The 13465-nt window shown below is 67.8% G+C and carries 8 protein-coding genes; 6 read left to right on the plus strand and 2 right to left on the minus strand.

Translation table 11 applies throughout. The features are described 5' to 3' along the window. Window positions 1-21 precede the first annotated feature (21 nt). Window positions 22-2760 (minus strand): transglycosylase domain-containing protein, encoded by a 2739-nt coding sequence (locus tag ACGFU6_RS25965; RefSeq protein WP_393614285.1) that lies wholly within the window; start codon window positions 2758-2760, stop codon window positions 22-24. 401 nt (window positions 2761-3161) lie between these two features. Here ACGFU6_RS25965 and ACGFU6_RS25970 point away from each other — a divergent pair, with 401 nt between their 5' ends. The 4 genes from ACGFU6_RS25970 (at window position 3162) to ACGFU6_RS25985 (ending at window position 7112) form a co-directional block, all read left to right on the plus strand. Beyond that, window positions 3162-3866 carry a PadR family transcriptional regulator gene (locus ACGFU6_RS25970; RefSeq protein WP_123524853.1) on the plus strand — a complete coding sequence of 235 codons (705 nt, stop codon included), beginning with the start codon at window positions 3162-3164 and terminating at the stop codon, window positions 3864-3866. Between the two features lie 61 nt (window positions 3867-3927). Next, entirely contained in the window at window positions 3928-5010 is a 1083-nt protein-coding gene (locus ACGFU6_RS25975; protein ID WP_393614287.1) for an inositol-3-phosphate synthase, read from the plus strand. Window positions 5011-5177: 167 nt separating this feature from the next. After that, window positions 5178-6446, plus strand: a complete 1269-nt coding sequence (locus tag ACGFU6_RS25980) for an MFS transporter (protein WP_393614289.1) — start codon at window positions 5178-5180, stop codon at window positions 6444-6446. A 48-nt stretch (window positions 6447-6494) separates the two neighbouring features. Beyond that, window positions 6495-7112: a hypothetical protein gene (locus ACGFU6_RS25985; RefSeq protein WP_393614291.1), complete on the plus strand. Its 618-nt coding sequence runs from the start codon at window positions 6495-6497 to the stop codon at window positions 7110-7112. Between the two features lie 137 nt (window positions 7113-7249). Here ACGFU6_RS25985 and ACGFU6_RS25990 read toward each other — a convergent pair whose 3' ends face one another. Then, the gene (locus ACGFU6_RS25990; RefSeq protein ID WP_393614293.1) at window positions 7250-8692 is read right to left on the minus strand and encodes a CCA tRNA nucleotidyltransferase; all 1443 of its coding nucleotides are present in this window, start codon (window positions 8690-8692) and stop codon (window positions 7250-7252) included. 183 nt (window positions 8693-8875) lie between these two features. Here ACGFU6_RS25990 and ACGFU6_RS25995 point away from each other — a divergent pair, with 183 nt between their 5' ends. Together ACGFU6_RS25995 and murJ are read left to right on the plus strand one after the other, a co-directional pair. Continuing rightward, on the plus strand, window positions 8876-11197 hold the full coding sequence (locus ACGFU6_RS25995) for a DUF6049 family protein (RefSeq protein WP_393614294.1): 2322 nt from the start codon (window positions 8876-8878) through the stop codon (window positions 11195-11197). A gap of 49 nt (window positions 11198-11246) precedes the next feature. Next, a complete protein-coding gene (gene murJ, locus ACGFU6_RS26000; protein WP_393614296.1) occupies window positions 11247-13409 on the plus strand; it encodes a murein biosynthesis integral membrane protein MurJ in 2163 nt (720 codons plus the stop codon). The last annotated feature ends 56 nt before the right edge of the window (window positions 13410-13465 follow it).

Genomic DNA, 13465 nt, shown 5'->3' on the forward strand with positions numbered 1-13465 from the left:
GAGGCCACTGCCGGCCGGACGCTACCCGGGCGGGCCACCGAAGATGTCGCCGTTGCCCCCGTCGGGGGGCGGACTGGTGCCGCCGGGATCACCGTTGCCCGCCGTCGTCCCGTCCGAGGTGCCGGTCGTACCGCCGTCGTCCCCGCCGTTGTCCCCGCCGGTCGTGGTGGGATCGGTGCCGCCGTTCTCCCCGCCGTCGGATGTACCGCCGTTGTCGTTCTGGCAGTCCCAGTCCCAGGTGCCGCAGCTCTCCGTCGGGTCGGGCGTCGACGAAGGCGTGGACGAAGGGCTGGGCGGGGGCGTGTCGGACGGGGTCGTGGACGGGCTCGGCGGCGGTGTGTAGCTGGGCGTCGGCTTGGGGCTGCTCGCGCCGCCTCCGTAGACCTTCTCGCCGATCGGCTCCGCCTTCGGGAAGTCCACGACCTTCTGGCCCTTCATGGCCTCGGCCATGTAGTCGTGCCAGATCTGGGCCGGGAACGAGGCGCCGTGGATCTTCTCCTCACCGCCGGTGCCGTACATCTTCTCGAACTTGCGGCCCTTGTGCTTCTCGTTGTCGTCCAGCCGGTACATGCTGATCGCCGTCGAGAGCTGCGGGGTGTAGCCGACGAACCAGGCGGAGAGGTTGTCGTCCGTCGTACCCGTCTTGCCCGCCACATCGCGGCCCGGGATCTTGGCAGGCGTACCCGTACCCTTCTCGACGACGTTCTTGAGCACGTCGGTCACGTTGTCGGCGACGACGTTGTCGAAGGCGCGCTTGGTGACCGTCTCGTGCTGATAGATCACCTTGCCGAGCTTCTTCACCTGGGTGACCGAGAACGGCTCGCGCTGCTGGCCGCTGGCCGCGAACGTGGCGTACGCGCCCGCCATCCGGATCACGCTCGGCGAGGACGTACCGATGGAGAACGACGGAACGTTCGAGTTCGCCATTTGGCGGTCGTCCTTGAGACCGGCCGCCATGGCCGCCTTCTTGACCTTGTCGGTGCCCACGTCCATGCCCAGCTGGACGTAGGGGGAGTTGGCGGACACCTGCATGGCCTTACGAAGGGTGACGTTGCCCTCGGAGTGGTTGCCGTCGTTGGTCTGCAGCCACTCCTCGCCCTTCTCGTTGGTCCAGATGTCGCCGTTGTACTTCTTGATCTTCAGCTTGTTGTCGCCGTTGTAGATGCTCAGCGGCGAGACCTTCTCGCGCTCCGAGTCGTCCTGGTCCGCACCGAGCTCGGGGTCCCGCTTGCCGTACTCCATCGCGGCCGCCAGTACGAACGGCTTGAAGGTCGAACCCACCGCGGCGCCGGTCGCGTCGGAGTTGTTGGTGTAGTGCTGGGTCGCGTCCTTGCCGCCGTAGATCGCCTTGATGGCGCCGGTCTCCGGATCGACGGACCCGCCGCCGAACTGGACGTGGGTGTCCTTGTCCGGGCGCTTCTTGGGGTCGATGTTCTTGTCGTAGACCCGTTTGACCGCCTTGTTCAGCTGCCCGACCTTCTTCTTGTCGAAGGTGGTGTGGATCTCATACCCGCCCCGGTTGAGCATTTCGGCGGTGACGCCGCGGTCGTTATTGGCCAGGAAGTACTTCCGGGCGAGCTCGACCAGGTAGCCGGTCTGCCCGCCCAGCTGGGCGTCCTTCTTCAGAGGCTTGGGCATCGGGAACTTCTGGTACTTGTCGTGATCGGCCTTCGACAGCCGGCCGTCCTTGAACTCCTCGTCGAGGATCCACCGCCAGCGCTTCTTCGCCCGGTCCGTGTTCTTCGCGGCCGTCGCCTGCTCCTGGTCGACGTCCGGAGCACCTGCCGGGTCGTAGTAGCTGGCGCCCTTGAGCAGGGTCGCGAGGAAGGCGCACTCGCTCGGGTCCAGGTCCGTGGCGTCCTTGCCGTAATACGTACGGGCCGCCGCCTGAATGCCTGAAGCGCCCCGTCCGTAGTACGAGACGTTGAGGTACCCGGCCATGACGTCCTTCTTGCTCTCCTGCTTGCCGACCTTCAGCGTGATGAAGAGCTCCTCGAACTTCCGGCTCAGGGTCTGGTCCTGGGAGAGCCGCGAGTTCTTGACGTACTGCTGGGTGATGGTGGAGCCACCCTGCGTCTGGCCGCCCTTGGCCATGTTCCACACGGCTCGGCCGATACCCATCGGGTCGATGCCCTTGTCGTGCTCGAAGGACTTGTTCTCCGCCGAGATGACCGCGTTGCGCATCGCTTCGGGGATCTGCTCGTAGGCGATGACCTGGCGGTTGGCCGCACCACCGGTCGCGACCATCTGCGTGTTGTCGGACCAGTAGTAGACGTTGTTCTCCGCCTTCGCGGCGTCGTTCACCTCAGGCTTGGCGACCATCGCGTACGCGAGACCGGCGAGGCCCATCAGAAGGCCGAGGAAGCCGATGCACAGGCTGGAGACCAGCCTCCACGACGGTACCCAGCGCCGTACGCCGTGCTTACCGGCGCGCGGGTAGTCGATGAAGCGCTTCTTGACCGGGCGCTGATTCCCACGCCCGCGGCCCCTGCCGGGGCCCTCGGCCCCGTCGTCACCGCCACCCCGGCGCCGTCCTCCGCCGTCGGAACCACCGCGGCCGCCGGAACCGCGCTGGGCGGCCCGTCTCGCGGCGGCACGTCCGCCGTACGGGGTATCCCCGTCGTGCGCATCGGAAGGTGACTCAGCACTGACGCTGCGTGACGGTGCCCCGCGGCGTCCTGAGGACTGTTGGGTGGCTCGTCTGGTCGCTGCGCGCCCGCCGTCTTGCGGCTGCGGCGTTTTGCGACGGTGCTCGCTCATCGAACGACTACTCCTCGGGCAGGCGAGAACGCCTGGAAGCGGCAGTTGAGATCCGGTCCCCCCGAATTACGGACCAGCCCTGCGACGGGCACGTCCGCAGCGCGTCCGGTCAGTCCGCGAAGACTGACGCGGTCGGGCGTCACACGGTTCCCGGTGGTCTGCATGCCGGACAGACTACGCACGGTCAAAACCCTCCTTGGACCGAACTTCACCTCAAATTACGCAAGTCGGTTCCTAAGAATTAGTGATGTGACGCCGTTCACTAAGGCCCCCCTTGCCCCAGCAGAGACTCCGATCTATCGTGCTGATGTATCGAGTCGATACATCAGCTCGGTACATCGGCCCGGCATACCAGCCCGGCGCAGGGACGGACAAGGCACACGGAGAAGGAGGAGGCGAGGTTGAGCAGACGCTCCGGCATCCTCGAGTTCGCTGTCCTCGGACTCCTCCGCGAGTCTCCGATGCACGGCTACGAGCTGCGTAAACGCCTCAACACCTCGCTGGGGATCTTCCGCGCTTTCAGCTACGGGACCCTCTATCCCTGCCTCAAGACGCTGGTCGCCAACGGCTGGTTGATCGAGGAGCCTGGAAACGCTCCGCCGGACCTTCCGACCGGCTCCGGCCGGGCGGCGGCCCCTTCCTCTTCTCTGGCAGGACGCCGCGCCAAGATCGTCTACCGATTGACGGCGGAAGGTAAGGAGCACTTCGAGGAGCTGCTCTCGCAAACCGGCCCCGACTCCTGGGAGGACGAGCACTTCGCTGCTCGTTTCGCCTTCTTCGGTCAGACGGAGCGCGAGGTGCGGATGCGGGTGCTGGAAGGCCGTCGCAGCCGGCTGGAGGAGCGTCTCGAGAAGATGAGCGCCTCTCTGGCCCGCACCCGTGAGCGTCTCGACGACTACACACTTGAGCTTCAGCGACACGGCATGGAGTCCGTGGAGCGCGAAGTGCGCTGGCTGAACGAGCTCATCGAGAGCGAGCGGTCGGGACGGGATCAGCGACGGTCCTCGCCCGAGGGCTCAGCTCAGCAGAACACCGCAGGAGAGCCGGACGGCCTGCCCCGGCGGGGTAACAACCCGCCGGATCCGTCCGGCGACACCGCCAAGTGAGATCCCCGCAGATCCGCGGGGGCTCATCAGGAACATCCATTACACACAGGGAGCAACCGGAATGGGTTCGGTTCGCGTAGCCATCGTCGGCGTGGGCAACTGCGCCGCCTCGCTGGTCCAGGGCGTCGAGTACTACAAGGACGCCGATCCGGCCGGCAAGGTGCCCGGCCTGATGCACGTCCAGTTCGGCGATTACCACGTGCGGGACGTCGAGTTCGTCGCCGCCTTCGACGTCGACGCGAAGAAGGTCGGCCTCGACCTCTCGGACGCCATCGGCGCCAGCGAGAACAACACCATCAAGCTCTGCGACGTGCCGAACGCCGGACTGACCGTCCAGCGCGGCCACACCCACGACGGGCTCGGCAAGTACTACCGCGAGACCATCGAGGAGTCGACCGAGGCCCCGGTCGACATCGTCCAGGTCCTCAAGGACCGCAAGGTCGACGTCCTGGTCTGCTACCTGCCCGTCGGCTCCGAGGTCGCTGCGAAGTTCTACGCGCAGTGCGCCATCGACGCCAAGGTCGCGTTCGTCAACGCCCTCCCGGTCTTCATCGCCGGCACCAAGGAGTGGGCGGACAAGTTCACCGAGGCCGGTGTCCCGATCGTCGGCGACGACATCAAGTCGCAGGTCGGCGCCACCATCACGCACCGCGTGATGGCGAAGCTGTTCGAGGACCGGGGCGTTGTCCTGGACCGCACCATGCAGCTGAACGTCGGCGGCAACATGGACTTCAAGAACATGCTCGAGCGTGAGCGCCTCGAGTCCAAGAAGATCTCCAAGACGCAGGCCGTCACCTCGCAGATCCGTGACCGCGAGCTCGGTGCGGACAACGTCCACATCGGTCCGTCGGACTACGTGGCCTGGCTGGACGACCGCAAGTGGGCGTACGTGCGCCTCGAGGGCCGCGCCTTCGGTGACGTTCCGCTGAACCTGGAGTACAAGCTCGAGGTCTGGGACTCCCCGAACTCGGCCGGTGTCATCATCGACGCCGTCCGCGCTGCGAAGATCGCCAAGGACCGCGGCATCGGTGGCCCGATCCTCTCCGCGTCCTCGTACTTCATGAAGTCCCCGCCGGTCCAGTACTTCGACGACGAGGCCCGCGACAACGTCGAGAAGTTCATCAGGGGCGACGTCTCCAACTGACGCCACCTGAACAGGGTCTCCTCTCCGGTGCAGGCCGAATCCGGCCAGGAGGCCCCAGGTACGTCGGCGCGGCACAGCAGGGAGCGGTATCGCTCCCGGGCTCCGCACCGTTGAGGGTCCCCGGGCAATCCGCCCGGGGACCCTCAACGTGTGTGACCCTTGCTCCCATGCCCGTCGTGCGCGACCTGCGCGTTCTCCTGCGCCTTCGGAACTTCCGCCGCCTGCTGGCCGTACGGGTGCTGTCCCAGTCGGCCGACGGCGTCTACCAGGTGGCGCTCGCGACACACGTGGTCTTCTCCCCGGAGAAACAGACATCGGCGGGCGCCATCGCCTCCGCCATGGCCGTGCTGCTGCTGCCCTACTCGCTCATCGGGCCGTTCGCCGGAGTACTCCTGGACCGCTGGCCCCGCCGCCAGGTCTTCCTCTACGGCAATCTGCTGCGCGCCGGGCTCGCGTGCTGCACGGCGCTCCTGATCCTCGGCTCCGCACCGGACTGGCTCTTCTACACCTCGGCCCTGTGCGTCACCGCCGTCAACCGCTTCGTCCTGGCCGGTCTCTCCGCCGCGCTGCCGCGCGTCGTCGACCGGGAACGGCTGGTCCTTGCCAACTCCCTCTCCCCGACCGCGGGCACCCTCGCCGCGACGGCGGGCGGCGGCCTCGCCTTCGTCGTACGGCTGCTGCTGGCGGACTCCGACGCGGCGGTGGTGCTGCTGGGCGCGGCCCTCTACCTCGCCTCGGCGGTGGCGTCCCTGACCCTTGCCGCCGGGCTCCTCGGACCGGAGCGGGCCGGCAGCCCGCTCCCCCTGCGCAGGGCTCTGGCCACGACTGCCCACGGACTCGGCGCCGGGCTGCGCCATCTGGCGGAACGCAAGCACGCCGCGCGGGCGCTGGCCGCCATAACGGTGATCCGCTTCTGCTACGGGGCGCTGACGGTGACGGTCCTGATGCTGTGCCGGTACGCCTGGGCGGACACCGAGTCGGACGGACTGGCACTGCTCGGGCTGGCGGTGGGGGTGTCGGGTGCGGGGTTCTTCGCCGCGGCGGTGCTGTCTCCCTGGGCCGTGGCACGGCTCGGCCGCTTCCGCTGGATGACGGTGTGCACGGCGGCCGCAGCCGTCCTCGTGCCGGCGCTGGGGCTCTGGTTCACCCCCACGCCGATGCTCGTCGCCGCCTTCGTGCTCGGGCTCGTCACCCAGGGGGCGAAGATCGCGACGGACACGGTGGTGCAGACCTCGGTGGACGACGCCTTCCGCGGCCGGGTGTTCTCGCTCTACGACGTGCTGTTCAACGTGGCCTTCGTCGGCGCGGCCGGTGCCGCCGCTCTCATGCTGCCTCCTGACGGCAGGTCGGCCGCAGTCGTGACCGGAGTGGCCGCGCTCTACGCCCTGGTGGCCATGACCCTGTTCCGCTGGAGCCGAGCCGGTGAGGTCATATAGCGTGCGCGCGTCAAAAGAAAACTGTGCATGATTCACGGGGGTACGCGCATGACCTATCCGCCTCAGCAGGGCCCTGGACCATACGGGCAGCAGCCTCCCCAACAGCCTTACCCCCAGCAGCAACAGCCCGGATACGGCTACCCCCAGCAGCAGCCGGCGTACGGCTCGCCGCAGCAGCAGGGATACGGCTCGCCTCAGCAGCCCTACCCGCCGCATCAGGGGCAGCAGCCCTGGGGCGGTCAGCCCGGCGGCCCGGCCCCACAAGGCATGCCGCCCCAGGGGATGCCCCCGCAGGGCCCGCCGCGGAACATGTCCGGCGGCAAGAAGGCCTTCCTCGCGGCGCGCAACATCATCATCATCGTGGTGGCTCTCGGCGCGCTGGCGGGGCTCAAGTTCGGCTGGGACAAGATATTCGAGTCCGACGCCAAGGCCGCAGCGGTCGGCGATTGTCTGGAGAACAAGGGCACCAACCTCAGCCCGGACATGAACTCCGCTGACTGCGATTCGAATGCCGCCGAGTTCAGGGTCGCCGCGGTACACGACGACTCCTCCGACACCGATCTCTGCGACGCGGAGAAGTACGTCGCGTACACCGAGACCTCCGGCAGCCGGAAGAGCCGGAGCAGCGTGGTGCTCTGCCTCATGCCGATCAAGCCGGGAGGCTGATCCTCCGGATCGGCAAGCGAGACGGATCGAGGGGCGCTGTTTCACGTGAAACAGCGCCCCTCGACATACGCACCGCCGGTCATGTTTCACGTGAAACATGACCGGCAGCCATCACAGCCCTACCGTCTTCGCGAGGCTCAGCTCTGCGATTCCCACCACTTCTTGAGCTCCGCGACAGCCTCGCCATGTTCCATGGGGCCGTTCTCCAGGCGCAGTTCCAGCAGGAACGCATACGCCTTGCCGATGACCGGTCCGGGTCCGACGCTCAGGATCTGCATGATCTCGTTGCCGTCCAGGTCCGGCCGGATCGCATCGAGCTCTTCCTTGTCCTGCAGCTGCGCGATGCGTTCTTCCAGCGCGTCGTAGGTCCGCGAGAGAGCGGCCGCCTTGCGCTTGTTCCGCGTGGTGCAGTCCGAGCGCGTGAGCTTGTGCAGCCGCTCCAGCTGAGGACCCGCATCACGCACATAGCGGCGGACCGCCGAGTCGGTCCACTCCCCGTCCCCGTACCCGTGGAAGCGCAGGTGCAGCTCCACCAGCGTCGAGACGTCCTTGACCATGTCGTTGGAGTACTTGAGGTCGGTCATCCGCTTCTTGACCATCTTGGCGCCCACCACCTCGTGGTGATGGAACGAGACCCGCCCGTCCTTCTCGAAGCGCCGAGTCCTCGGCTTGCCGATGTCATGAAGCAGGGCGGCAAGACGCAGAACCAGGTCCGGGCCGTCCTCCTCCAGGTCGATCGCCTGCTCCAGAACGGTCAGGGAGTGCTCGTACACATCCTTGTGACGGTGATGCTCATCACTTTCGAGCCGGAGCGCGGGGAGCTCGGGAAGGACCTGCTGCGCCAGTCCGGTGTCGACAAGGAGCGCCAGTCCCTTCCGGGGGCGCGAGGAGAGCAGGAGCTTGTTGAGCTCCTCACGGACCCGCTCGGCGGAGACGATTTCGATCCGGCCCGCCATTTCCGTCATCGCCGTGACCACATCGGGAGCCACCTCGAAGTCCAGCTGCGCGGCGAATCGTGCCGCGCGCAGCATGCGCAGCGGATCGTCGGAGAAGGACTCCTCAGGGGTGCCAGGGGTGCGCAGGACACGCTCCGCCAGGTCCTCGATGCCACCGTGGGGGTCGATGAAGTCCTTCTGCGGCAGCGCGACAGCCATCGCGTTGACCGTGAAATCACGGCGTACGAGGTCGTCCTCGATCGAGTCACCGTAGGAAACTTCCGGCTTGCGCGAGGTTCGGTCGTACGCCTCGGACCGGTATGTGGTGACTTCGATCTGGTAGCCGTCCTTCTGGGCACCCACCGTGCCGAAAGCGATCCCGACCTCCCACACCGAGTCCGCCCACGGCCGGACGATCTTCAGGACGTCCTCGGGACGGGCATCGGTCGTGAAGTCCAGGTCGTTCCCGAGCCTGCCCAGAAGTGCGTCCCGGACCGAGCCGCCGACCAGGGCGAGACTGAATCCGGCATCCTGGAATCGGCGGGCGAGATCGTCGGCGACCGGGGACACCCGGAGCAGTTCACTGACTGCGCGGTGCTGCACCTGGGTCAGGACACTGGCGTTGTCTTCATTGGCATTCGGCACAACAGAAAAGGGTACGTGCCCGGACCGGCCCGGACGTCATGGTTTCCTTCAGCCCTGCGAGACTCTCCCGATCATGTGCCGTACTCCCCAGCACTTAGCCCCCGCGCACATCGTTACCATGCGTGGACGCAGCAACGGACGACGATCGACAGCAGCTCACGACGACGAGGGACGGGTAGGCGCGTGGCCGAGGCGGCAGACTTCCAGGGGATGAATCCCTCTCCTGCCCGCCGGTGGCTCCGGCGCACAGCCGCCGTGCTCGTAGGGGCGCCACTCATCGCCGCCCTGCTGGCCGGGGCGGCCGCCCCGGCGGCGCAGGCCGGCGTGGCGGACAAGGCCCCGACGGGTTCCGGCACGAAGGCTCCGACGGGTTCCGGCACGGTCGCGGTATCCCTGGACACGCTGACTCCGAGCGCCCCGGTGAAGGGGGACACCCTCACCGTCTCCGGCACTCTGACCAACAAGAGCAAGGAGACCGTCACCGCGGCCCAGGTGGATCTGCGCGTGGGGCCCCGGCTCTTCAGCAGGACCTCGATCGACGCGGCCAACCGGCGCACGGGATACCTGCCCGGCGCTGATCCGTCTCCGGTCGGCGGCAAGTACACGGTCAAGATCGCCAAGCTCCCCTCCGGGATCAGCCAGGACTTCACCCTGTCCGTGCCCGTCAGCAAGCTGGGACTCGGTGACGACGGCGTGTACCAGCTCGGCGTCACCCTGTCGGGCCGGACACCCCATGCCCTGTACGACCAGGTGCTCGGGATCAAGCGGACGTTCCTCCCCTGGCAGAGCGAGGACCGCGACTCCAAGCCCCGGATCAGTTACGCCTGGCCCCTGATCGCAGCGGCGCACCTCACCGCGGAGACGGGCTCCGACTCCCAGCAGACCCCGGTGTTCGCCGATGACGACCTTGCTGCCGAGATCGCTCCGGGCGGTCGCCTGGAGCAGATGGTGTCGCTGGGCAGCCAGCTGCCGGTGACCTGGGTCATCGATCCGGACCTGCTGGCCAGTGTCGACGCGATGACCCGGGACTACCGGGTCAAGTCCGGTGACACCACGATCGCCGGTACGAATCAGAACGTGGCCAAGCAGTGGCTGACCGCGCTCGAAGCGGCGGTGACCGAGGGCAAGGTCATCGCGCTGCCGTTCGGGGATCCCGATCTGGCATCGATCGCGCACCGCGGCAAGAACGTGTCGGGCACCCTGAGCCATCTCCAGAACGCCAGCGAGGTGGCCGTCACGACAGTGCAGACGATCCTGCACCTGAAGCCGTCCACGGACTTCGCATGGCCGGTCGACGGTGCCATCGACCCGTCCATCGTGGATGTCGCCACCTCCGCCGGTGCCCACAACGTGATCTCCCGCAGCGACAGCCTCCAGGAGAACGGCGGCCTGGTCTACACGCCCACCGCCCCCCGGCCGATCGGCGGCGGCACGACCGCGGTGGTCTCCGACTCCCGGCTCTCCACCGCCTTCCAGGGCGATATGACGAAGGCCGGGGACTCCACGCTCGCCGTGCAGAAGTTCCTCGCCCTCACGCTCTCCCTGGCCGAGCAGGACACGGACAAGGACCGAAGCGTCGTCGTCGCACCCCAGCGGATGCCGACGGTCGCCCAGGCCCAGACGATGGCCCGTGCCCTGCACACTCTCGACGACGACCGCTGGACGCAGTCCCAGGGGCTGGTCCAGGCGGCGGAGGCCAAGCCCGACGCGAAGGCGACCACACGGGTCCCCCCGACGTCCCGGTACCCGAAGAAGCTGCGCAGCCAGGAGCTGCCCACGCAGGCCTTCCAGGACATCAAGTCCACCCAGGCCTCGCTCAACAACTTCCAGGTCATCCTCACCCAGCCCGAGCGAGTGGTGACCCCCTTCGGCAACGCGGTCAACCGCTCCATGTCGACGTCGTGGCGGGGCAGGCCCCTGGAGGCCCAGCAGTACCGGGATTCCGTGCGCACCTACCTGCAGGGGCTCGTCAACGAGGTCCAGCTGATCTCGAAGTCGGATGTCACGCTGTCCGGCCGGAGCGCCACGATCCCGGTGACGGTGCAGAACAGACTGCTGCAGGACGTCGACCACCTGGTGCTGCGGCTGAGGTCGGAGAACGCGACCCGTCTCAAGCTGAACGACGACGGTGCCGTGTCGGAACAGCCCATCCAGATCGCCGGCGGTCACAGCCAGTCCGTGAAGTTCGACGCCGCGGCCAACATCAACGGCCAGGTCCAGATGACCGCCCAGCTGTACACCGAGGACGGGACACCGTACGGCTCGGAGATGAACTTCACCGTGAAGGTGTCAGAGCTGACGCCGACCGTACTTCTCGTGATCGCCGGCGGACTGCTGCTGCTGGTCCTCGCCGGCATCAGGATGTATGCACATCGCAAGCGTGCCAACGCGGGCGGCGCGGCGGGCGACGACGGCAGTGAACCCGAGCAGCCGAGTGACCCGACGCCGGACACCGGTCCCGAAAGCACGGAGCCGTCGGGCACGGGTGAGAAAGTGGACCGTTGAGCGATGTCTGTCGTGGCCGGTCGGCCGGGGACGATGAGGTGGGGTTTCGATGAACGCGCCGTACGACGGTGACCGCGGTCAGGGTACGGGCGGAGCTGGGTCTTCCGGCGGTCCTCCGGTGCCCCCTGGGCCGGAGGAGGTGCCACCGGCACCCGATCCGTATCTGCAGGCCGCGTACGACTACGACCCCTACCGGGCCCAAGACCTCTCGGCGCAGGATCCGGTGGGTGAGGCCCTGTACGACCGTGCGGCGCATCCGCCGCCGCCTCCCGGCACCTACCAGCAGCCCCAGCCGCTCTACCAGCAGCCGCCTGCCGCCCCGTACGCGCCCGACCCGCGGATCTGGGCACAGACCCCGCCGCCCGAGCCCGACGGCCCGTCCCGGCACCTGCCGTACGGCGACGACGCGGCGACCACCCAGTTCGTCGGCGTGGACGACCTCGTCACCCAGGCGTCGGCGGGGCGCGACGAGCCCGACGCGTTCGCCCACCTCTTCAGGGACCAGGAGGGCCCTGCCGCCTCCCCCGGCCCTGCCCGGCCCGAGCCGGCCCCGGCTCCCGTCCCGCCGAAGTCCGGTGGCGGCGGCCGGGCCTCCGGCCTGCTGAAGTCCAGTGCGGTCATGGCGGCCGGCACCCTCGTCTCACGGCTGACCGGATTCGTACGCAGCCTGGTGATCACCGCGGCGCTCGGTGCCGCCCTGCTCGGTGACAGCTTCACCATCGCCTACACGCTGCCGACGATGATCTACATCCTCACCGTGGGCGGCGGCCTCAACTCGGTGTTCGTCCCCCAGCTCGTCCGCTCCATGAAGGACGACGAGGACGGCGGCGAGGCCTATGCCAACCGGCTGCTGACCCTCGTGATGGTCACACTCGGCGTGATCGTCGCCCTGGCGGTCTTCGCCGCGCCCTGGCTCATCCGGCTGATGTCGGACACGATCGCCAGTGACCCGGCCGCGAACAACGTGGCCATCACCTTCGCCCGGTACTGCCTGCCCACCATCTTCTTCATGGGTGTGCACGTCGTGATGGGCCAGATCCTGAACGCCCGCGGGAAGTTCGGCGCGATGATGTGGACCCCGGTCCTCAACAACATCGTCATGATCTTCACCTTCGGCATGTTCATCTGGGTCTACGGCACCTCCCACGAATCCCACATGGGCGTTCAGACGATCCCGCCGGAGGGCGTGCGGCTGCTGGGCATCGGCACCCTGCTCGGCCTGATCGTCCAAGCCCTCGCCATGATCCCGTACCTGCGCGAGGCCGGATTCCGGTTCCGCCCGCGTTTCGACTGGAGGGGTCACGGGCTCGGCAAGACGGTCAAGCTGGCCAAGTGGACGGTCCTGTTCGTCCTGGCCAACCAGGCCGGTGTCCTCGTCGTCACGCAGCTCGCGACCTCCGCCGGCAAGGAGTCCGGCAGGAACGGCGCCGGGTTCCTCGCCTACTCCAACGCCCAGCTGATCTGGGGCATGCCCCAGGCGATCATCACCGTCTCGGTCATGGCCGCTCTGCTGCCCCGTATCTCCCGTGCCGCCCACGACAACGACCCGGGCGCGGTCCGCGACGACATCTCGCAGGGCCTGCGCAACTCCGCTGTGGCCATCGTGCCGGTCGCCTTCACCTTCCTCGCCCTGGGCGTACCGATCTCCACCCTGCTGTACGCCTCCACCGGCCCTGAGGCCGCACGTTCCATGGGCTACATCCTGATGGCCTTCGGCCTCGGGCTGATCCCCTACTCGGTGCAGTACGTGGTGCTGCGAGGGTTCTACGCCTATGAGGACACCCGCACGCCCTTCTACAACACCGTGATCGTCGCGCTGGTCAACGCGGCCGCTTCGGCCATCTGCTACGTCGCCCTGCCCGCCCAGTGGGCCGTGGTCGGCATGGCTGCCTCGTACGGCCTCGCCTACGCCGTAGGGGTCGGGATCGCGTGGCGCCGGCTGCGGAACCGTCTGGGCGGCGATCTGGACGGCGCCCACGTCCTGCGTACCTACGCCCGCCTCTGCCTCGCCGCGATCCCTGCGGCGCTGCTCGGCGGCGGTGTGGGATTCGGTCTGCTCCACGCGCTGGGCGACGGCGCCTCGGGCTCGCTTCTGGCGCTGGTCTGCGGTGGGATCGTGCTGTTGGGAGTCTTCGTCGTCGCGGCGAAGCGGATGCGGATCGAAGAGATCAACGGCATGGTCGGCATGATCCGGGGACGGCTCGGCCGCTGAAGATCACCGGCCCGCACAACCATCTCCGGTCTCTGTGTGTCGTGCATGGTGCCGGA

This window comes from Streptomyces sp. NPDC048462 (assembly GCF_043200175.1).
Taxonomy (GTDB): domain Bacteria; phylum Actinomycetota; class Actinomycetes; order Streptomycetales; family Streptomycetaceae; genus Streptomyces.